Genomic DNA, 21,142 nt, shown 5'->3' on the forward strand with positions numbered 1-21,142 from the left:
TTCAGGCGGATGACTGTAGATATAGAAACGCTGTTTTCCGCCTTTTGGTTGCCTAGTAGCTGATAGCTTTCACAAATGCTTTAATTTAACTTAAGCAGGAGAGCACATTTAAAAATGTCAACACAAAAAAAACCTGACCTGAGCGATCCTCAGTTAAGAGCCAAACTCGCTAAAGGCATGGGTCACAACTACTATGGTGAACCCGCTTGGCCTAATGACTTACTTTACGTCTTTCCAATTGTGATCATGGGTTCCTTCGCTGCGATTGTGGCTCTAGCCGTGCTAGATCCCGCAATGACAGGTGAACCAGCAAATCCTTTCGCCACACCATTGGAAATTTTGCCAGAGTGGTACTTGTATCCAGTCTTCCAAATTTTGCGATCGCTTCCTAACAAACTTTTAGGAGTGTTAGCAATGGGTTCCGTACCAGTAGGTCTTATCCTCGTTCCTTTTATTGAGAACGTGAATAAGTTCCAAAACCCCTTCCGCCGTCCAGTTGCAACCACAGTATTCCTTGTTGGTACTCTTGTCACCGTGTGGCTAGGTATTGGTGCTGCTTTGCCATTGGATAAATCTTTGACCTTGGGACTATTCTAAATTAGTCACCACAAAGTGCTTTGACGCCTGTGAGTTTCAAGAGCAGATGCAGATGTGCTTTTGAAAGCAATCAACAGGCGTCAATTTTAACGGGAAAGAATTCAGAAGCTAGAATGGGCTAAACGCCCTGCTACCGCTAACAGAATTAAATTGTGAACTAAAAAGCGGATAACGCCACCAAAGCGAGTCCGTGTATCTTACGGGAAAGCAAGTTATGCATAGCGTCTTATAGATAGTCTCTGCATAAATGGGTTTAAGTTCCCCACTAAATATGCTTTTTTTAGTGGTCAACAAGATATTGTTGGATCTGTAGCCAAATCCCGCAGTGTATCCCTCACTGATTTCCTTCTGAATTCTTCTTCAATAGTTCAGATTGCTTCTGGGATTTGCAGTTTTGGATAGAAAACCTATTCCAAAATATCAAATCATCAAAAGTCAACAAATACAAACATTTCTTACTTAACGTAAGTTGCTAGTTACAACCCTCAGAATGCCAAAATCATTCATGTTTTGTATTTTGGTACATAGAATATGTCAATTTAGATTTTTTTATGTCAGAGAAATTTTGCGAACAGCGCAGAATTTAATAACTAGCAACTTGGGTTTATTTATATTCAACTCACAGTTAATGCTTAGTATAGTGCAGCAAGACCATCTGACGGTTAAGAGCGAACTCAGGCTCTTAAACCAGGTGCAAGAATGGTTTGAGCAATTTTGTCTGCAACACTTGTCTCAACTTGGCTGGTCAAAAACCCAACTCGATCGCCTCAATTTAGCATTAGCAGAAGGCTTTACTAACGCTGTTCGTCACGCTCATCATGCTTTACCCCCAGAAACAATCATTGAAATTAACGTTTATCTGTGGATTGACCGACTAGAGATTAGAATTTGGGATTATGGAAAACCTTTCAATCCTGATGCGATCGCAGAGCCAGCCCCAGGTACTCTGCAAGTAGGTGGGTATGGATGGTTTCTTCTGAGGCGGTTGGCCGATCGGGTTGTATACGAACGTGGTGCGGATGGTAGAAATTGCCTGCTCATTGTCAAATACTCTGTAGAAGCACAAAAGTAACACTGAAATAGTCAAGGTTAAGGGAAAGAATAATTCTGATGTCAATTTTGGCTTGTGAGGGGAGTGTAACTTAAAGAAGAAGTATCGACAGAAAACGATGGCTTTTCTTCTCTAAAATATTCTCTTGTACTTAGGATTCAAACAAATAAAACTTCTCATATAGCCGTTACCAAGCTAATTAAGGGTTTGCCAAAAGTTGAGCTATACACTTTCAAATAGAAGCGGTTTTTGCTAAAATACATGGTTATTTGATTGATAAAAGTATACTCTTTTTTCAATATTATTTAAATTGGAGAAATATATTTTTTTCATGAAATTGCTTATCATTATTATGATTTTTTTGTAAACCTTTAAGTAAATTTTTTGTATAAAAAGAACTAGTGAATCTAGTAAAAATAGCATTCGAGCTACACTAGCTCCCTTGTTAAGATTTGTCAGCAGTGTTGAGAGTCTTGATGTTTGTTCTCCAACAAGTGCCATTTCGTGCTTAGAGAGATAGACAGAATAAAAGACAAAATATGACTAAGACAGCCTTAATTACCGGAATTACTGGTCAAGATGGCTACTATCTCAGCCATTTGCTCCTCAATCGAGGTTATCGAGTTGTCGGATTAGTGCCCCCAGATCGACAACCTAATTTGAAAAAACTGGGAATACTGGCAAACCAAGTAGAAATTTTTACAGTTGACTTGAGGGATAATGCGGCACTGTTGACCGCAGTTGAACAACTGCGTCCCCAAGAGATTTACAATTTGGCGGCTCCCAGTTTTGTACCCGACTCCTGGAACGACCCATTGGGAACTTTGGATTTAATAACTGGTACAGCTACTAGGCTCTTGGAAGCAGTACGAAAAGTTGGTTTGTCTACCAGATTTTATCAAGCCAGCAGTTCAGAAATGTTTGGCGATGTATTCCTCTCGCCTCAAGATGAAGAAACCGCTTTTCGTCCCAAAAATCCTTATGCTGCGGCTAAAATGCACGCCCACTGGACGATGGTGCATCATAGACAGCGCTATGGACTATTTGCCTGTAGCGGAATTTTATATAATCACGAGTCTCCTCTACGCGCACCTGGGTTTGTCACACGCAAAGTTTCTTTAGCGGCTGCATCAATTAAATTGGGTTTAACTGACACCTTAGAAATGGGTAATCTGGATGCCAAACGTGATTGGGGCTTTGCAGGTGATTATGTAGAGGCCATGTGGCGAATGTTGCAAATTGATGAACCAGAAGAATATGTGATTGGCACTGGTAAACTACACAGTGTGAAAGATTTAGTTGCCACAGCCTTTGAGTCAGTCGGCTTGGATTGGAAGCAGTATGTAGTTTTAAATACTAGCTTGTTACGACAAGATGAGCATTTTCAACTAGTAGCTAACCCCAGCAAGGCTAAAAAAAACCTCGGCTGGGAACCCCAAGTAAGCTTTGAGGAACTTTTAGAAAAAATGGTAAAAACAGATTTGGAGCGATTACAAAGCGGTGCAATCGCGCCCTTATCGCAAGTGTAAATAATCTAATATGCAAATCACTACAGTGACAAAAAACCTGAATTTAGGTAATAAAGTTAATAAACAAACTAACCATATCTTCGTGTTTTTAGAAATTTTTGCTCATGAAGGTGGTATTCAATCCTATATAAAAGATATTTTTCGCGCCTATTTGGCATTGGGTCAAGACTACAAAGCAGAAGTATTTTTGCTGCGAGATAGTGCTGATAGCTTAAATCCGTTTGAAGACGAAAACTTAAAATTTCATTACTTTAAAAATCAGTCTCCCTATTTGGGGAGATTGCAAATGGCAGCAGCTTTACTGAAATGTCTGTTGCAGAGCCGTCCGCAGCAGGTTTTCTGCGGTCACATTAACTTAGCAGTATTAATCCAAACACTTTGCCAGCCTTTGGGGATTCCTTACACCGTGCTAACTTACGGCAAAGAAGTCTGGGAACCGTTGAAAAATCAGGAACGTCGTGCCCTGATATCAGCAGAGAGAATTTGGACAATTAGTCGCTACAGCCGCGATCGCGCTTGTGTTGCCAATAGTCTAAACCCAAACATGGTACAGATGATGCCTTGTGCAATTGATGCGGATAAATTTACTCCTGGCTCCAAACAACCAGAATTAATCCAGAAGTATGGCTTAACTGGCGCGAAAGTGTTAATGACAGTAGCGCGGTTATGGTCAGGAGATATTTACAAGGGTGTAGATGTCACCATTCGGGCATTACCACAAATCGCTGAAGTTTTCCCAGAAGTGAAATATTTGGTAATTGGTCGCGGCGATGACCAACCACGATTGGCGCAGCTAGCAAAAGATTTAGGCGTGAGCGATCGCGTTGTGTTTGCTGGTTTCGTTGCCACAGAAGAATTAATGGAACATTACCGCCTTGCTGACGCCTATATTATGCCTTCGCAAGAAGGCTTTGGCATAGTTTATCTAGAAGCAATGGCTTGTGGAGTGCCGGTGTTATCTGGTGACGATGATGGCTCCGCTGACCCCTTGCAAGATGGTAAACTGGGATGGCGAGTCCCACACCGCAATCCTGATGCTGTAGCAGCAGCTTGTATAGAAATGCTTCAAGGGAATGACCAGCGATGCGATCGAGAGTGGCTAAGAGAACAGGCGATCGCTCTGTTTGGCTTAAATGCCTTTCAACAGCACTTACACAAAATGCTGCTATCCTCAGTAATAAAGTCCATTTGAGTCCAAATGACAAATGACCACTGACTAAAATCGCTATCCTAGAAGGAGAGCAGGACGAAATTTATTAAAAATGAGCTTTAAGTCATTTCAATTGAATCTTTTAAATCTCCGCCCTTGGCTCACCCTGCTGGCAGTTGTTTGGTTGCTGGCATCAGTGGGCTTGGGTTGGTTAGTTAATTCATTGCTAATTATTTTCGGGTTGCTGTTGTTAACACCTATTGTGGCTTTTTTTGGCTTTCGTTGGTGGCTGCAACGCAACTTGGTTGCCGATCAATGTCCCGTATGTGGATATGAATTCACAGGCTTAAATAACAGTCAGTTGCAATGTCCTAACTGTAAGGAATTACTGTTAGTGCAAAATAGTCATTTTCAGCGCTTCACACCAGAAGGCACAATTGATGTCACTGCTGTCGAAGTTCCCGCTAAATCACTGGAAGAATAGTCATTAGTCATTTGTCCTTTGCTAATGACTAATGACTATTTATTTTTTTGTGAGATTGAGAGGTTGTAAGTATACTGTTGCTGGGATAGTTCGCCCACATACAGCGAGTATTTTCCTGCCTGCCAATAACCAGAAAGTTCTGATTTACTTCCAGAGTAACTATCTGCTAATACACAAAAGCGCCCTCCAGGCCCGTCGAGCAGGAGTGTTGGCTTTCCTTGACTCTCTACTGTTAATCGTAAATAAGGTAGTGACTCTGTAACTTGGATAACTTGACTAGGTTCAGTGGTAATATTGCCACAATTACTTTTGACAGTTCCCCCAGACTTTCCCTTCAAAACCACTGGATCTGGTTGGAAATTTCGACCAATTTGAATTGTCGGTGTCTGTGCCAAATTAGCCTCAGTGAAAGCCAAACTCATCGCCAAAGCTGTGGGAATAATTGCAAGTAGCCTCAGAGTCTTCATTTTAATTAATGCTCCAGATTTTTTTTAGAGCAATATTGTTATACAGTCCGATCTATATAGACGAGAGCAATTCCTCTTGGTTCCAAAAGGTGCCGTATAAAGTAATACTAGTGAGTTCAGGATTCTTTGTGAAGATTTGATAGGTGTATGTAGAGAGGTTGCATTGCAACGTCTCTAGAATTGATGTCTGAAAGGTCTTGCACGCACAGAGATTAGCTAAAATCACCAAGACAACCACCAAAAAGAGAATTTGGTTAGTCTATTGTTGAATAAGTATGCTAATGAGTTAGGAAAGATTGATGAATCCTCAACCAGAAGAAGACTTACAGCGTCGTCTCAATCAGCTAGACGCAGAGATTAATTCCCCGCCTGGGGTGGTTTCACAAGAACAAAAACAAACGCCTCAGTCTGTTTTTGCCAGCTTCAACTTGCAACTGGAGCGATTTCAGATTTGGTTCAACAGCTTATCTGGGGCAAAAAAGCTGGTAGTTTCAGCTGTGACGGTGCTAGTAGGCTTGGCGATACTGCAAGCAGTGTTTAAACTAGTTGCATCTGTAATCAGTCTGGCACTTTTGGCAGTGTTAGTGTATGTTGGATACAAAATTTTTGTGTCTGGTAGCTTTCAACGTAAGCAATAAGTTGATATGCATTTACTTTGCACTCTGCCCAAAGTTATGAAAGTCAGGAGCCGAAATAAAAACGGCTTCTGACTTACAGAGGATTTCCAGGAAGTTGAAGTACACAAGCTAAGTGTCAAAACTAGGTATAAAGCCTATTTGATTTCTGTTAGGGCAGCCCATTCAGACTCCAAAATTCTGCTGCATAACTCCTAAATCCTATTTCAATATGCTTTTCTTTTTGCTGACGAGCTTAGTCTATTTTAATTGTGCCGATCGCGGCGTAGAAATAATATCAAAGGAAATTATACGATGACCTCACCAATTGTCAGAAGAACTAGTAATCAATCTGGTCAGTCAAAAAAATCGGAAAGAGCCAATTCGCTGCTGCTAGGAAGTAGGCGTTTTGCTGCTTGGGCGGCTGAAATCACACTAGTGGTGACTAGTGGGTTGATTCCCTTCGGCATTGGTGTCTATGCCAATTCTAGAAGCGATCTGAACCGAGTGCCGCTGAACCCCGTGCTGGTAGTCACAGAAAGAGCGATCGCCAGACCCCTAGCTCTACCTGTGAGCTATGGCATCCGTAACGTTGCATGGCCGACTAATATTTTGTGGACAATCGCCTTGTTAGCGCCTGTAACTCTCTCTTGGTGGCAATTGTATTTATTAGCTAAGACTGGTAGCACAATTCCTAAACGTTGGTTAAAAGTGCGGGTTGTCAACGAGCAAGGGAAACCGCCCGGATTGGGGGCAGTTGCGATCAGAGAAGGAGTTGGACGTTGGACAGTACCCATTTCCATTGCCTATCTACTGTGGCGCTACAGCTTTGCTTTTCCCAATTTAGGATTATTCACATTTTTGTCTTTATTAATGATTGTGGGTGAAGGGATTGGCTTACCGTCACGTCAAGGGCGTCGCGCACTCCACGATCGACTCGCAGGTACTTATACAATCGATGCAATCTTAGCTAGCAACAGACAAGCTCAGTCTGCTGACGGTAATGAAGAAGCAGAATGGCAAGAGGGAGAAGAATTAGCGGCAGAGCGAACCAGCCAGTCACCTAATTTGTGGCGGCGAATACAGCAAAATCCCAATCTGACTTTGTTCGGGGTAGGGCTGACGAGTATGACTGCTGTGTTGGCAACTTTAATCGGCACTCAAGTTTATATCCAAATTCAACAATCCCAGCGAGCAACCAAGCAAATCAACAGCCAACAATTCCTCGAACTTGTCAAACAATTGACTCCCAACTCTGGGGCGACTAATGAGCAACGCCAAAGTGCAATTCTGGCTATGGGTGGTCTTAATGACCCACAATCGATTAAATTTCTGGCGGATTTATTAGTTAGCGAAACTGACCCCAGCCTTCTGGATACAATTCAACAAGCTTTGACAACTGTCGGGCCTCAAGCCATCCCAGAACTTAAAAATAAGAATCAGTTTTTGGTGAGCGAACTGGAATCTGTAGGTAGCACTGCAACCAAAGAGCGGGAATTACGCCAAGGTCGGTTACAAAGAAACCAACGAACAATCAACAAGATTCTCTCTGTTTATAGCGGTAAAAAACTCGACGGTGTTGACCTTAGTAGAACCCAATTAGGTCAAAGCGGTACTTCTGGAAGTTCCTTCTTCAACTTGGTACTGGACAATCTTGATTTATCAGGAGTTAGGTTTAAATCTGCAAATCTTAACCAAGCTAGCTTTAAGGGTAGCCGCTTCCGGGGTGTGGGTGAAGATGGACGCTGGGATACCTACGACGATGTAATGGCTGATTTAAGCCAAGCTCAGTTGCAGCAAGCTAATCTCACTGATGCTAACCTCAGTCGCGTCTTGATGAACCGCATCGATTTGAGTCGTGCCACTCTTAACAGAGCCAACTTATCCAACGCGCGTTTATATGATGCTAAACTCAACAGCACCCAACTAGTAGGAGCCGATCTGCGAAACGCAGTTTTAGAAAAAGCTAGCTTGACTGGGGCTGATTTAGGCGATGCCAAATTGAACGAAGCCAATCTGTATGCAGCGCGTTTAGGTCGCGCCACTGCGATCGGCACGCAATTATCTTTTGCCAACTTAATTAACACTGATTGGCAAGGGGCAGATTTATCAGGAGCTTATTTGGATCGTGCTAACCTCAGCAATGCTAACTTCAGCGCTACTCGTTTAACTGGTGCTGTTTTACGTTCTGCCCAAATGGAAAACGTTAACTTGCAAAATGCTGACCTGAGTCTTGCAGATTTACGAGGGGCAAATGTTGCTGGAGCAGATTTTAAAGGAGCAATTCTCGCTCCTAGCAAACAAGATCCAGCAGATCAATTTGTCCAAACCCCAGATTTAGGCTCAGTATCTGCCGTAGTCCAAGGGGTTGATTTTTCTCAAGCCAAAAATTTAGATGCCAAGCAATTAGCATACATTTGTACTCAAGGAGGGATTCATCCCCGTTGCCCGTAGAATGAGAGAGGGGGCAGGGAGCAGGGGAGGATGAGGAGACAAGGAGACAAAGGGACAAGGAGATAAACAAAACTCCTAACTCTTAACTCTTAACTCAGCACTCCTAACGCCCCATGCCCAATGACTAATGACTAATTGGTGTGAGGAGTTGGTTATGAAATATATTCCATCTTTGGTTTCAGTTTTGGGGGCTGGTTTGGTCTTGAGTCTGGCGAGTACGAAACCAGCACAAGCTCAAGTAGCTTATGGCAGTTATATTGGTATCGGCCCCACTGTTGGTTTTACCGATGGTATCCAACTTGGGGGGGTGATAGCGGGGCGCTACAAGCTTTTGGAAGCACCAATTTCACTCCGCGCTCAAGTGTTAATTGGTAATAATACGGCTGTTGTACCAACGGTTTCTTACGATATCCCCCTCAACTGGCAAGCTGATGCCTACCTGGGTGCGGGATTAGTTTTAGCTGGTGGTGGTGATTCTTCTCCCGTGGGCGACAAAATTAGTTTTGCTTTACAACCGGGTATTGATTATATGATCCCAAATAGCAATACTGTCCTTTTTGGCAATGCCATTATTGCTTTTGATGCCTACCGAGATAGCAGTGGTACAGCTATCTCTGTACAAGGTGGTGTTGGTTTAAGATTTTAAGGGACACCCTATCCCTAAGAAGCGTTAAACTTCATTGCAAATTAACAAGTTAGTCCAAACAACGTGATAGTTTTTGGTCATGAAGAGAGACAGCACAGGATTAACACAGGAGAACACAGTGGCAATGGAATCAAATTTATTAACGGATGCGGGCGCAGATGAAATGAATCAAGATTTCAGTGAATATGTTGCCAACCTGCAACTTCACATGACTCTGCAAGCTCGTAATCTTGTTCCAACCCTGAAGCAAACACTAGTAGATAGTCGCCACCAATTACTCCATCAAACCCAAGCCCACTTTGAAAAGCTAGTTTCTCGGCAAGGGTTATAAAATATATACAAATTTTAATCAAAATTCAAATAAAATAAGGGCAGATGTTGTTGGGTCAATGCCAATGGTGTTCTCACAAGGTCTGCTTTTTCTGCTTTTTAAGTATTAAGTTACTAAAATCACCCTTTTGGCACAATAGTAGAGAGCAGAAACTAGTTAAGATTATTGCAGCAGTTCCTTCCTTTGAAGAGCAGTTAGTTAAGGCTAAATGGCGGCTCGAATAAAAATGACTTCATTACTTCCCAGAAACCTCAGCGTTATTATCCGACCAGTCCAATATCGGGATCTGGACGGAATTGAGCGCATAACTCAAGAGTCATTCGCAGCCCTTACTCCGAAGGGAGCAGGTTTTGCCATCAGCCAGATGCAAAGGCTGCGTCGCTGGTATGGATTACTCAAATTTTTAAGTTGGTTTCCTAACCCGCTACAGTATCGCCTTTGTGCTTTTGTCGCAGAGCAAGGGCGGATACTTTTAGGAATGATTCAAGTGTCACCCTTTAACCGCACACGTAGCACTTGGCGGATCGATCGAGTGTTGCTAGAGCGTGGTGTCGATAAACAAGGAATTGGTTCGCAACTTTTGCGTCATTGCTTTGAATCGATTCTGGAAGCTCGTACTTGGCTACTGGAAGTTAATATCAATGACATAGAGGCGCTGGCACTATATCGGCAAAATGGATTCCAGCGTCTAGCAGAAATGACGTACTGGGAAATTGGGCCAGAATTACTGGCTGAATTGGCACAAGCAGAGCCAGACTTGCCCAACCTCTTGCCTATAAGTAATGCTGATGCCCAGTTGCTATATCAACTAGATACGGCATCGATGCCACCTCTGGTACGTCAGGTTTTTGACCGCAATACCCGCGACTTTAAAACCAGTTTGTTTGGCGCTTTAACTGATGCAGTAAAGCAATGGCTGACTAAAACAGAAGTAGTCAGTGGTTACGTATTTGAACCGCAACGCAAAGCTGCGATCGGCTATTTTCAGGTGCAACTCGATCGCAAGGGTGAAGTTCCCCATGCTGCAACGCTGACAGTTCATCCTGCTTACACCTGGCTTTATCCAGAATTACTATCTCAACTGGCTCGTATTGCCCAAGATTTTCCCCAGCAAGGGTTACAACTAGCCTCTTCAGACTATCAGGCAGAGCGAGAAGAATATTTGGAGCGAATTGGAGCAAAACGCATAGAACATACATTAGTGATGTCTCGCTCTGTGTGGCACAAGCTACGAGAGTCGAAATTCGTCTCCTTAGAAGGAATCCAATGGACTGATATGCTGCAAGGTTTACAACCAACTCGTAAACCTATACCAGGTGGGATGTCATGGATACAACCAGGGAAGCTGCCATCCTCAGATAAACCACTGCCAATCAAGCCAGAACCGATTAACTTTCCGGTAAAAAATCCTAGCATAGAAACATCGCCGATTACTGAATCAGCAGATGGACAGCAGGAGAAGTAGTGTGATATTCCAAGAGCAACCAAAACCGTTTATTTCCGCCTTGGGACTAGATTTTGGTCGCAAGCGGATTGGTGTAGCTGGATGCGATCGCACGGGTTTAATTGCCACGGGTATCACTACAATTGAGCGCACATCTTTTGAGCAGGATGTCGAGCAAATCCGACAAATCGTTAATGAACGTGAGGTGCAAGTTCTAGTTATGGGCTTACCTTATTCAATGGATGGCTCACTAGGATTTCAGGCTCGTCAAGTTCAGAAATTTACTAAAAGACTTGCTAAAGCACTAAACTTGCCTGTGGAATATATGGATGAGCGATTAACTTCATTTCAAGCAGAGCAACTGCTGATAGCTGAAAACCGCTCTCCATCACGCAATAAAGGTTTGATTGACCGCAAGGCAGCGGCTTTGATTTTGCAACAATGGCTAGATGTTAAACGTGCTAACTCTCCTAGCTCAGTTGCGGCTATTGAATATTGATACCTTTTAACATGATATTCTAAAAACGATTAGCCAGCAGTTGTATCTACGTATAAAGCTATTTGTTTGACATAATATGTCATTAACTATAGTTAAGCGATTTTCAAACTTGCTGGTATTTATTAAATTTCTACATTTCGGCTATGTTTTCCTCTCCATTTCCTGAAGAAAATGATAACGCTCATGCGGGTTCCATCACTTTAACCGATGATAAAGGGCGATCGCTCGACTGTTATATAGAGCATTCCCTAGAGGTAGATGGACAAGAATACGTTTTGCTCCTTCCTGTAGACTCACCTGTAGAAATTTTTTCTTGGGAAGGTGACGGTGAGGAAGAAGAAGCGGTTCTGGTAGAAGATGACACCATCATTGAGCAAATTTTTGCTAACGCCCAAGCTGTACTATCTGAGCAGAACTTGGTACTGAAGAATACAGCTTATGCTTTGACTGTTGCAGGTGATTTACCGCCAGTGGAAGAATCAGAACTCTTCACCCTAGAAATCGAAGACGAAGAGGCAGATTTAGAGCCTGAGCAATTACAGCTACTCGCTAGTTTTTATGAGGAAGATCAGGAGTATGCAATTTATACACCCCTAGACCCTCTGTTGTTTTTTGCACGGATAACAAAAACCGGCGAGCCGGAATTACTTTCTCCAGAGGAGTTTCGGAAAGTACAACCTTTGTTAGAAGAACACCTTTTTAATGAAGTGGAATAAGATTAAAAATTCAAAATGAAAATATTGCATTTTGAATTTTTAATTGGGAATTTTCATTGTAATTAAAATCTACCTAAACCTTTTACCATGTCCCATAAAATGTGGAAGCTATGAAACATTGACACTAAATTGGGACAATTAGTATTGTTTAAAATTATGAAACAAGCATTTTGGTCGTGATTTTCAATTCCATTATCTAAATCTAAAATTGGTATGAGGTGCTGAAAATGGCTTATAGCGATTTTACATTAAGTAAATTTAAAAAGTCATTCAGCATCCGCATTGATGAAAAAACTGATTTATGTGCTGACATAGAACCTTTACAAGCAAGTGAGAAACTCAAAAATTCTTTAGAAGAAACTACAGAACTGGCTTTAGCAATTAATACTGAAAAAGCTCGTTCAGAAATGATTGTCACTCCAATATTGTTGGAGATAAGACGCAGAGCGAGTTATCCAATTAGCTTATTTTCGGGAACAGATTTTAATGTAGATGCAGAAAAAGGTCTGAATGGATACTGTGACTTTATCATCAGTCGTTCTAAAGAGCAGCTAATAATTAATGTGCCAGTGGTGGTTATTATTGAAGCCAAAAACGAAAATATTAAAGGTGGATTAGGTCAATGTGCAGCCGCAATGTTGGCAGCCCAATTGTTTAATCAACAAGAAGGAAATGAAATCAGAAAAATTTATGGTGCGGTAACAACAGGCGATATTTGGAAGTTTTTGAAGTTAGAAGAAAACGATATATTTATTGATTTGAGTAATTATTACATCAAAGAAATAGATAAGATTTTAGGGATTTTATCTCAAAATGTTCAGGGAGAGATTCCAGGATGGAGTTCGACTAACTAAACTATATTGGGTTATGCTCATTTGTCTTAGCTATCTACATTTGACTGTTGACTATGTTCTGGAACAATCTTTTACAGCCTGATTTGATTTTAGAGGGTTCAGTGTTAAACCTAACACCAGATATTATCCAAAAATACGGGCTTAAAGGGCTGGTATTGGATGTAGATGAAACTTTAGTACCTTTTACAGTCGGGATAGCTTCCCCAGAACTACAAGAGTGGGTAGAGCAAATCCGTACCTGTACTGCACTGTGCTTGGTGAGTAACAACCTGAGTGAAGCGCGAATTGGTGGAATTGCGCGATCGCTCAATTTACCTTACTACTTAGGTGCAGCCAAGCCTTCCCGACGCAAAATTAGAGCCGCACTGAGGGGAATGGATCTACCAGTGCATCAAGTGGGAATGGTAGGCGATCGCTTGTTTACTGATGTTTTAGCAGGTAATCGTCTGGGAATGTTTACCATTTTAGTGGAACCGATTGTTCATGCCGATGCGGCTTTGCGCTCTCATCCTGTCCGCAACTTTGAAGTTTGGATATCTGAAATTCTGGGAGCCTCTATTACACCCAAGAAAAAGAAGATTCACAAAAGTTGAAAAATCGTCAGGAAAGTAAATCTAAAGAAATAATTAAGGAATCTTACTGGAACCAAAAAATCGGGGATCATAAGTATTAATAACATGGGGTCAGCCAAAAAAGACCTTAACTCATACTAAGTAAATATACTTCCGTAAAGCGTCAGTCTTCACTATAGAAGAACTGGCGCTTTACATATTGGACTGGGAACTGAGGATTAGTTAGGTATTAGGACTAAGTACTGGGTATTAAGTATTAGACATTAGGTATCGCGAATTGAGTATTACAAATTAGAAAAACTATTCCCCAGTCTACAATCACTGCTAAGAGTATATTACATACAGCCCAACAAACATTTCATGATGCTACATAAAAGTGATACTATATTACTCAATTTCACTTAAGCGTTTATTGAATAATGTTACAACAAAATCCTTTTATTGTCGGAAAAGCCGTACCTCCAGAGCATTTTGTAGGGCGAACATCAGAAATTGCAGCTGCCTTTGATCAAATTTATAACCGCAGCCACTTAGCAATTTGGGGTGGTTCAGGAATGGGCAAAACCTCTTTTTTGCAGAAATTAGAATCACCCCAAGCTTGGCTAGACCACGGAATGGATTCATCCCAAGCCGTAATTGTTCGTTTCAGTTGCGAGAGTATCGCTCCTTTCACTCCCTCAGATTTTTGGGGAGAAATACTCAGCTTTATCAAAGATAAATTAGCAGGTCAATCTGCATTACAGACTGAAATTGATGCAATTCTGCAAGCAGGAAAGCCGGCTAAAGATAACCTGCGACAGATATTACGCAAGCTTAAAGCACAAGATAAATATCTAGTGTTGTTAATAGACGACTTCCATGTAGCACTGCACACGAACCAGGAATACGATGAAGATGCAATGCAAAGATTTTTGAGTGAGTGTCGTAATTTGGCTGTTCACTCTGCTGAGGGACAACATTTGTCGATGATTGTTACTTCTCTTAAGCGTCTTAATGAATTAGGACCAAAGCTTAATCCCAACGCTTCACCCTGGTACAACCATTATCTATTTTTGCGACTCAAGATATTTAATAATAGTGAAATTGACGACATATTTAAGACATTAAGAATACCTGATTTACGGGAAGCAATTAAAGAAATTACAGGCGGACACCCGTCTTTGCTACAAACATCTGGTTTTCTATTGCATAGAGATTTACTCACTGCAAATGCGCCAAATGTAGATAAATTTGTTAGCGATTTTGAAAGTGTGACGCAACAGATTTTTCAAAATATTTGGGAAAGGTGTAGTGAAGTAGAACAAACTCTACTTATGCTAATGGCTCTTTCTGCTTTAAAAGGTCGCCTGCATAAACAAAAACAATTTGATGTTAGTGGTATTGAATTAATTTTTAGTCAAAGAGAAGGAGAGCTAATCAAATTAGAAGAGCAAGGTGTAGTTACTCACTCTGTTCATGAAGAGAAAAATATTTACTCTTTCACTTCATCAACAATGGAGCGCTGGGTAATTCAAGAAATTCGACGAACAGATGAGCAGTGGTTGCAAGCACGAGAAAAAGTTTTTCTCAATTTGATGAGTCGCCAGCAGATGAATAAATTTACTACAGCTATTAAATGGCTATGGAAGAATCAAGACAAAATTCCAAAAATTATGGAATGGTTTGGTAAGTTAGTAGCTGCTTTCCCTAAAGGATTTATTTTACCAAATAATTAGTCTGGGTAAGTAATATGAATGGAGCAAATGGTCGCAGAAATCCTTATATTATTGGTCGTCCAATACATGAACGCAGTAAATTTTTTGGTCGTCAAAGTTTATTTGACTTTATTGAAGATAATCTAAGCCAAGGTGTAAGAGTTATCTTGTTGCATGGTCAAAGACGGATTGGTAAATCATCTGTACTTAAACAGATTCCCAATTTCGTTCAGCTTGATAAATTTATTTTTATCCAATTTGATTTACAAGATAAAGGTAATTTAAGTCTTAGTGATATTCTTTACGATTTAGCTGTGAAAATCACTGAAATAGTTAATGATAAGTCAATACTACCACAAAGGGAATTACTTAAGGAAGAATCAATCTTTTCTGAAGTATTTCTACCACAAGTTTTTCAGAAAATAGAGAATAAAAACTTAGTATTATTACTTGATGAATTTGATGTCGTTAATGATGAATTTTTCCCATATTTATCAAGCCTTATAAATAAGGATAAAATAAATTTATTTGTTATACCAGTAATCGGAAGGTATCTTCATGATTTACCAAATTTGCTGAGTTTATTTAAGAGTGCGCCATCTGAACTAATTGGTTTTCTAGATGATACTAGTGCTAAACGAATGATTGCTAATCCTGCTGAAGGAATTTTGACATATCAAGCAGCAGCAATACAGAAAATTTTACAACTTTCAGCAGGACACCCATGTTTTACTCAAGTTATTTGCTCTACTCTTTTTGAACAAGCAAGAGAAAATAATAAATGGAGTATTGAACGTGCTGATGTAGAGTCAATTTTAACAAAAGCAATTGAAAAAGCTGATTTTTTATTGCAAAATTTTTGGGATGTACTGACTGTCGAAGAAAGAATTATTATGTCAGCTGTAGCAGAGGCTGAAAAAATAGCTATTGGGCAAGGAAAAAGAGTTCCGGAAGACCCATTAAATTTACTTAGTAAAAATGGCATAAATCAGACAGAACAGCTAAGTCAAGCCTGGGAGAGACTAATAGAAATTCGCTATTTATCTGGTAGCGGACGCACAATCACAGTGGAATTAATTCGTTGTTGGTTGCTACAATATCATTCTCTACAAAATGAAATTCAAGCTTTAAAAATACAAGAATTACAAACACTAGAAAGTGAAAACGTTAAAGATATTGTTAATAACTTAGTCGAAGTAGCAAATTTCTGGTCTGAACAGGGACAATACCAACTAGCATTACAGCATTACGAACAAGCTCTAGAAAGAGATCCTAATAGTTTTAATATTAAAGTGTCTTTGGCTGAACAATATTTAAAAGTAAGAGATTTTGAAAAATCCTTAGAATGTCACAGAGAACTTTACCAGGTAGATCCTGAAAATTTTCAAATAAGATATTTAGATGCGCTATCAGCATATGGACATTATTTAATAATTCAACGAAAATACAAATTAGCAAAGAAACAGTATAACGAAATTTTAAAAATTGAGTTTAACAGAAAATCGGCTAAAGAGAGACTATTAGAAATAGAAATTTATGAAACAACAAGAGGCATTTTTAGGAGACCACCGCGAATTCCCAGAGGTATAACTTTAGTAGGAATTTTAGCAGGAATAACAATTTTTGGAATTGTATTTTATGTTGCTAATAGCTTATCATCAGGCTGTTCTCCAGGTCAACAGAAAGAGTTTATTCTTTTTTGTATAGAAGATAAAAATATAGTCAGTAACGGCGATCGCACTTTTTTTCCTAATGTTAAAAACATTGCTCGTGACCAAGGAATTCAAGCCTTTAAAAAACAATATTATAAAGAAGCAATTAAATTATTTCAACAAGCTGTAGCAGCTAATCGCAATGACCCAGAACTCCTCATCTACTATAATAACGCCCTGGCCCATGACAGGGGAAATCCCATCGCTTTGGCAGTAGCTGTTCCAGCAGATAATAATACTAACTTTGCTCAAGAAATTTTGCGCGGTGTATCACAAGCCCAGCACCAGTTTAATAATGGATTTAATAATGGAAAAAAGGGCTTAAATGGTCGGTTGCTGGAAATTAAAATTGCTAACGACGCAGGTCAACCAGAACAAGCCCAAAAAGTAGCTGCCGAGTTGATAAAAGATAATTCAATTTTAGGAGTTATTGGTCACTACAGTTCTGACTCTACTAAAACAGCTTTACAAGAATATAACAAAACAGATATCGCGATTATCTCTCCAAGTAGCACCAGTACAAAATTACAGGGTCAGAATTTTTTTAGGAGTTTACCTTCTGATGCTGCTGGAGGAAAAAAATTAGCGGAATATGCGTTCAAGAAGTTGAATTTAAGAAAAGTAGTGATTTTCTCTAATCCTGACAGTCCATACAGTGAGAGCATGAGAGAAGAATTTCAACATAACTTTGAACAACGTGGAGGTAAGGTACTTCGCAAGCCAGAAATTAATTTAGCTAATACCTCACTAGATATAAATGCAGAAGTTAACAGAAGTATTTATAGATACAAAGCAGAAGCAGCTGTATTAATTCCAGATGCACGACATGCAGATATTGCTCTCAAAATTGCCAAAGCAAACCAGGAAGCATTAGATAGGCCTCCATCTCAAAATGGAGCCAGAGCAGGAATGAAGCTTTTAGGTGGCGATATTCTTTACAGCGATGAAACCTTAAGTAGAGGTAGAAATGCAGTGGAAGGTTTAATTACAGTTGTTCCTTGGTTTCGCGAAGCACCACAAGCACAAATCTTTGCCCAAAAAGCATTCAACCAATGGGGAGGAGGAGTGAGTTGGCGAACAGCAACCAGTTACGATGCTACCCAAGCTTTTATTCAGGCTTTGACTGCTAATTCCGATCGCACAACAGTTATCGAAAATTTAAGAAGTGTTAATCTTTCTCAAGAGAATACATCTGGAGATCCACTTCAATTTAATTCCGAAGGAGAGCGACAGACAGAGCCAATTTTAGTTCAAGTCCAAGGTGGAAGGTGGGTTATGCTACATATGCTACAGCAACCAGAACAAAAACAGCGAATGATTATACAGCAACAAGAACAAAACCAGCCAAAATAATTTTTTTGGTAAAATAGATCACATCACCAACCTATTAATCTACGGTTAATGCTATGGTATTTCGGAGAAACCCTTACATAATCGGTCGTCCAATCGATGATCCAAAACTACTTTTTGGACGAGGAGATTTGTTTGATTTTATTAAGGATAATCTGAGTCAAGGTGTAAAAATCACTCTGTTGCATGGTCAAAGACGTATCGGTAAGTCATCTATTATTCGTAATATTCCAAAATTTGTTCAATTAGAAGACTTTGTTTTTATTTCTTTCAATTTAGAAGATTATTCTGGGGATAATTTCTATAAAATTTTAGCAGAACTATCTAAAGAAATTATTGACCATCTGCAATTAGATGCAGAAAAGATTAAACCCCCTAGTATTCCAGATTTAGAAAAAGAAGCATATATTTTTTACAGTGAATTTTTGACTAAAGTTTATGATGAATTAGTCGGTAAAAAAATAGTTTTAGTACTAGATGAGTTTGAAGCATTAATTACTCCTATTTCTGCCTCATTGCTGGATGAATTTTTCACATATTTGTATTCAATAATTGAAGTAGAGGACAAACTATTTTTGATTATGTTTGCAGGCAGACAATCAGCAAATATGCCGAACTTACTCGATTATTTTCAGGATGTTTCTATCTATGAAATCGGTTTTTTAAATGAAAATAGTGCTACACAGCTAATCACCCAGCCTGCTGAGGGAATTTTAGAATATGAGCCAGAAGCAATTCAAGCCATTATTGAACTATCAGCAGGACATCCTTATTTTATTCAAGTCATCTGCTTTGCTATTTTTGTCAGAGCTAGGGAATTAGATGAATGGTATATTAACCAGGAAGATATAGATAATATTGTTGATAAAGCAATTGAGAATGCAGAAGCAGGGCTAGCATGGTTTTGGGAAGGACTGAATATTCCAGAAAAAGTTGTGTTTTCTGCTGTCGCGGAGTCTCAAAAGATAGCTATTGAGAAATCCCAAATAGTTCTAGAAAACCCATTTATTCTACTTAAAAACTTTGGGATTGTCAAAACAAGAGTTATGGAACAAGCAGTTAAAGAGCTTGTGGCTTATAATTTTTTGGATGACACAGGTGACAGAATAAAAATTGAATTAGTGCGTCGTTGGTTACTGCAACGTCATCCATTGCGACAAGAAATTAAAGAATTAGAAAAATTTAATCAAAAAGAAAGTTATTCTAATTATGAAGCTAAGAAATATTTAACTATAGAGGAAAAAAAAACGAATAATCTAGCTATTTATAATACAGCTAGGACACAAAACTCTAGTAGTTTAAAATCGGAACTTTTTTGGACAGCTTTAGAACTTGAAGTTCAAGCTGATCGAGCAAATACTGTTCGCAAAAAACAATTTTTATATGCAGATAAATTGAAACAGCAACATCATTGGAAAGAGGCAAAATATTTATTTAACAAAGTATTAGACATAGAGCCATTGAAGATTTTTGCACAAAGTAATAAGCAAGAAATTGAAGTTATAGAAGAGGAAGAAAAGAAGCAGAATATCTTGAAGGGAGAACACTATTCTCCAGAAAAATGGAGGTTATCCAAAAGGATGCATCTCGGTATCATAGTAGTATCAATGGGAATCGCTGCTATTGCAGGGATAGGTATTAGTCGTTTGTCAACACCATGTTTGGTAAGCGAAAATAAAGTATTAGGTGTTTTTTGTATAGACGATCCAAGCATTAATTTTAGTAGCGGCGAACGGACGTTTTTTCCTATTATAAACAATGCCGATCGTGATCAAGGAATTAAAGCCTTTAAACAAGAAAAATATCAAGAAGCCAGTAAGCTATTTGAAGAAGCTATAAAAGCTAATCGCAATGATCCAGAAGTACGAATTTACTATAACAATGCCCTTGCTCGTGACAAAAGAAATCCGATCACTTTGGCAGTAGCTGTCCCAGCAGATAATAAGACTAACTTTGCTCAAGAAATATTACGCGGTGTGGCACAAGCACAACAAGAGTTTAATACTAAAAATGGCTTAAATAATAGATTACTGGAAATTAAAATTGCCAATGATGCGAATAAACCGGAACAAGCCAAACAAGTGGCTGCGGAATTGGTAAAAGACAAATCGATTTTAGGAGTTATTGGTCACAACAATTCTGAATCTACTAAAGCGGCGTTAGAAGAGTATAACAAAACATATATCCCGATTATCTCTCCAAGCAGCACCAGTACACAATTACAGAGTAAAAATTTCTTTAGGAGTTTGCCTTCTGATGCTGCTGAGGCAAAACAATTAGCGAAATATGCCTTTGATAAGAAGTTAACAAAAGTAGTAATTTTTTCTAATCCTGACAGTTTATACAGTGACAGCATGAGGGAGGAATTTACAAAGATATTTGAAAGCCTGGGAGGTAAGGTACTTCACAAGCCAGAAATTAATTTAGCTGATACCTCTTTAGATATGGACTCAGAAGTTCGCATAAGTATTTACAGAGACAAAGTAGAAGCAGCTGTATTAATTCCAGATAGGAAACATATAAGTATTGCTCTCAAAATTGCTAGGGCAAACCAAGATGTAGTTGATAGTTCTAAATCTCGAAATAGAGCTATAGCAGGGTTGAAGCTTTTAGCTGGAGATAATCTTTATAGCAATGACATCTTAACTCAAGGTGGAAATGCAGTAGAAGGTTTAATTATAGTCGTTCCTTGGTTTAGAGAAGCACCACAAGCAATAAACTTTGCCGAAAAAGCTAAAAAGCTATGGGGAGGAGAAGTGAGTTGGCGAACAGCAACTAGCTACGATGCTACGCAAGCTTTTATTCAAGCTTTGTCTTCTAATTCTAATCGTACAACGATTCTCGAAAGATTAGAAAATGCGAAGTTTTCGGTCAATGAGACTTCAGGATATCCACTCAAATTTAATTCTGAAGGAGAACGGGAAACTGAGCCAATTTTAGTACAGATAAAAAGTGGAAAGTTTGTTGCAGTACCATAA

The 21,142-nt window shown here is 39.5% G+C and carries 18 protein-coding genes; 17 read left to right on the plus strand and 1 reads right to left on the minus strand.

What is annotated here, in order from left to right; all coding sequences use genetic code 11:
* Nucleotides 1-114: 114 nt before the first annotated feature.
* From petD to RMZ95_RS16955, 5 genes are all read left to right on the plus strand, one after another.
* Nucleotides 115-597, plus strand: a complete 483-nt coding sequence (petD, locus tag RMZ95_RS16935) for a cytochrome b6-f complex subunit IV (RefSeq protein ID WP_181930359.1) — start codon at nt 115-117, stop codon at nt 595-597.
* Nucleotides 598-1,225: 628 nt separating this feature from the next.
* A complete protein-coding gene (locus RMZ95_RS16940) occupies nt 1,226-1,669 on the plus strand; it encodes an ATP-binding protein (protein WP_292739730.1) in 444 nt (147 codons plus the stop codon).
* Nucleotides 1,670-2,187: 518 nt separating this feature from the next.
* Nucleotides 2,188-3,177, plus strand: coding sequence for a GDP-mannose 4,6-dehydratase (locus tag RMZ95_RS16945; RefSeq protein ID WP_322682825.1), 990 nt, complete (start codon nt 2,188-2,190; stop codon nt 3,175-3,177).
* Between the two features lie 10 nt (nt 3,178-3,187).
* On the plus strand, nt 3,188-4,369 hold the full coding sequence (locus RMZ95_RS16950; RefSeq protein WP_322682824.1) for a glycosyltransferase family 4 protein: 1,182 nt from the start codon (nt 3,188-3,190) through the stop codon (nt 4,367-4,369).
* 70 nt (nt 4,370-4,439) lie between these two features.
* Entirely contained in the window at nt 4,440-4,811 is a 372-nt protein-coding gene (locus tag RMZ95_RS16955) for a hypothetical protein (RefSeq protein ID WP_322675435.1), read from the plus strand.
* Between the two features lie 35 nt (nt 4,812-4,846).
* Here RMZ95_RS16955 and RMZ95_RS16960 read toward each other — a convergent pair whose 3' ends face one another.
* A complete protein-coding gene (locus RMZ95_RS16960; RefSeq protein WP_322682823.1) occupies nt 4,847-5,278 on the minus strand; it encodes a hypothetical protein in 432 nt (143 codons plus the stop codon).
* 299 nt (nt 5,279-5,577) lie between these two features.
* On the opposite strand from RMZ95_RS16960, the gene RMZ95_RS16965 reads away from it, so the two are divergent.
* From RMZ95_RS16965 to RMZ95_RS17020, 12 genes are all read left to right on the plus strand, one after another.
* On the plus strand, nt 5,578-5,916 hold the full coding sequence (locus RMZ95_RS16965; protein WP_322682822.1) for a hypothetical protein: 339 nt from the start codon (nt 5,578-5,580) through the stop codon (nt 5,914-5,916).
* A 291-nt stretch (nt 5,917-6,207) separates the two neighbouring features.
* Nucleotides 6,208-8,346 carry a pentapeptide repeat-containing protein gene (locus RMZ95_RS16970; RefSeq protein ID WP_322682821.1) on the plus strand — a complete coding sequence of 713 codons (2,139 nt, stop codon included), beginning with the start codon at nt 6,208-6,210 and terminating at the stop codon, nt 8,344-8,346.
* A gap of 154 nt (nt 8,347-8,500) precedes the next feature.
* Nucleotides 8,501-8,992 (plus strand): hypothetical protein, encoded by a 492-nt coding sequence (locus RMZ95_RS16975; protein WP_322682820.1) that lies wholly within the window; start codon nt 8,501-8,503, stop codon nt 8,990-8,992.
* Between the two features lie 124 nt (nt 8,993-9,116).
* The gene (locus RMZ95_RS16980; RefSeq protein ID WP_104907762.1) at nt 9,117-9,323 is read left to right on the plus strand and encodes a hypothetical protein; all 207 of its coding nucleotides are present in this window, start codon (nt 9,117-9,119) and stop codon (nt 9,321-9,323) included.
* A 208-nt stretch (nt 9,324-9,531) separates the two neighbouring features.
* Nucleotides 9,532-10,788 (plus strand): GNAT family N-acetyltransferase, encoded by a 1,257-nt coding sequence (locus tag RMZ95_RS16985; protein ID WP_322675430.1) that lies wholly within the window; start codon nt 9,532-9,534, stop codon nt 10,786-10,788.
* Nucleotides 10,769-11,266, plus strand: coding sequence for a Holliday junction resolvase RuvX (gene ruvX, locus RMZ95_RS16990; RefSeq protein ID WP_322682819.1), 498 nt, complete (start codon nt 10,769-10,771; stop codon nt 11,264-11,266). The genes RMZ95_RS16985 and ruvX overlap by 20 nt, the downstream gene beginning before the upstream one ends.
* Nucleotides 11,267-11,409: 143 nt before the next feature.
* Nucleotides 11,410-11,982: a DUF3727 domain-containing protein gene (locus RMZ95_RS16995; RefSeq protein ID WP_322682818.1), complete on the plus strand. Its 573-nt coding sequence runs from the start codon at nt 11,410-11,412 to the stop codon at nt 11,980-11,982.
* Between the two features lie 227 nt (nt 11,983-12,209).
* Nucleotides 12,210-12,836 (plus strand): hypothetical protein, encoded by a 627-nt coding sequence (locus RMZ95_RS17000; protein ID WP_322682817.1) that lies wholly within the window; start codon nt 12,210-12,212, stop codon nt 12,834-12,836.
* A gap of 53 nt (nt 12,837-12,889) precedes the next feature.
* The gene (locus tag RMZ95_RS17005; RefSeq protein ID WP_322675426.1) at nt 12,890-13,429 is read left to right on the plus strand and encodes a YqeG family HAD IIIA-type phosphatase; all 540 of its coding nucleotides are present in this window, start codon (nt 12,890-12,892) and stop codon (nt 13,427-13,429) included.
* A 398-nt stretch (nt 13,430-13,827) separates the two neighbouring features.
* On the plus strand, nt 13,828-15,123 hold the full coding sequence (locus RMZ95_RS17010) for an ATP-binding protein (protein ID WP_322682816.1): 1,296 nt from the start codon (nt 13,828-13,830) through the stop codon (nt 15,121-15,123).
* A 14-nt stretch (nt 15,124-15,137) separates the two neighbouring features.
* The gene (locus tag RMZ95_RS17015; protein ID WP_322682815.1) at nt 15,138-18,167 is read left to right on the plus strand and encodes an ABC transporter substrate-binding protein; all 3,030 of its coding nucleotides are present in this window, start codon (nt 15,138-15,140) and stop codon (nt 18,165-18,167) included.
* A 53-nt stretch (nt 18,168-18,220) separates the two neighbouring features.
* Nucleotides 18,221-21,142, plus strand: coding sequence for an ABC transporter substrate-binding protein (locus RMZ95_RS17020; RefSeq protein ID WP_322682814.1), 2,922 nt, complete (start codon nt 18,221-18,223; stop codon nt 21,140-21,142).

Source organism: Nostoc sp. DedQUE07, from assembly GCF_034530975.2.
Classification (GTDB): domain Bacteria; phylum Cyanobacteriota; class Cyanobacteriia; order Cyanobacteriales; family Nostocaceae; genus Nostoc.

What these genes read in the sequence shown, in the direction of transcription:
- RMZ95_RS17005 (WP_322675426.1), top strand. Translation starts at nt 12,890, where the DNA reads ATGTTCTGGAACAATCTTTTACAGCCTGATTTGATTTTAGAGGGTTCA.
- RMZ95_RS17000 (WP_322682817.1), top strand. Translation starts at nt 12,210, where the DNA reads ATGGCTTATAGCGATTTTACATTAAGTAAATTTAAAAAGTCATTCAGC.
- RMZ95_RS16970 (WP_322682821.1), top strand. Translation starts at nt 6,208, where the DNA reads ATGACCTCACCAATTGTCAGAAGAACTAGTAATCAATCTGGTCAGTCA.
- RMZ95_RS17020 (WP_322682814.1), top strand. Translation starts at nt 18,221, where the DNA reads ATGGTATTTCGGAGAAACCCTTACATAATCGGTCGTCCAATCGATGAT.
- petD (WP_181930359.1), top strand. Translation starts at nt 115, where the DNA reads ATGTCAACACAAAAAAAACCTGACCTGAGCGATCCTCAGTTAAGAGCC.
- RMZ95_RS16955 (WP_322675435.1), top strand. Translation starts at nt 4,440, where the DNA reads ATGAGCTTTAAGTCATTTCAATTGAATCTTTTAAATCTCCGCCCTTGG.
- RMZ95_RS16940 (WP_292739730.1), top strand. Translation starts at nt 1,226, where the DNA reads ATGCTTAGTATAGTGCAGCAAGACCATCTGACGGTTAAGAGCGAACTC.
- RMZ95_RS16950 (WP_322682824.1), top strand. Translation starts at nt 3,188, where the DNA reads ATGCAAATCACTACAGTGACAAAAAACCTGAATTTAGGTAATAAAGTT.
- RMZ95_RS17015 (WP_322682815.1), top strand. Translation starts at nt 15,138, where the DNA reads ATGAATGGAGCAAATGGTCGCAGAAATCCTTATATTATTGGTCGTCCA.
- RMZ95_RS16995 (WP_322682818.1), top strand. Translation starts at nt 11,410, where the DNA reads ATGTTTTCCTCTCCATTTCCTGAAGAAAATGATAACGCTCATGCGGGT.
- ruvX (WP_322682819.1), top strand. Translation starts at nt 10,769, where the DNA reads ATGGACAGCAGGAGAAGTAGTGTGATATTCCAAGAGCAACCAAAACCG.
- RMZ95_RS16975 (WP_322682820.1), top strand. Translation starts at nt 8,501, where the DNA reads ATGAAATATATTCCATCTTTGGTTTCAGTTTTGGGGGCTGGTTTGGTC.
- RMZ95_RS16985 (WP_322675430.1), top strand. Translation starts at nt 9,532, where the DNA reads ATGGCGGCTCGAATAAAAATGACTTCATTACTTCCCAGAAACCTCAGC.
- RMZ95_RS16945 (WP_322682825.1), top strand. Translation starts at nt 2,188, where the DNA reads ATGACTAAGACAGCCTTAATTACCGGAATTACTGGTCAAGATGGCTAC.
- RMZ95_RS16980 (WP_104907762.1), top strand. Translation starts at nt 9,117, where the DNA reads ATGGAATCAAATTTATTAACGGATGCGGGCGCAGATGAAATGAATCAA.
- RMZ95_RS16960 (WP_322682823.1), bottom strand. Translation starts at nt 5,278, where the DNA reads ATGAAGACTCTGAGGCTACTTGCAATTATTCCCACAGCTTTGGCGATG.
- RMZ95_RS17010 (WP_322682816.1), top strand. Translation starts at nt 13,828, where the DNA reads ATGTTACAACAAAATCCTTTTATTGTCGGAAAAGCCGTACCTCCAGAG.
- RMZ95_RS16965 (WP_322682822.1), top strand. Translation starts at nt 5,578, where the DNA reads ATGAATCCTCAACCAGAAGAAGACTTACAGCGTCGTCTCAATCAGCTA.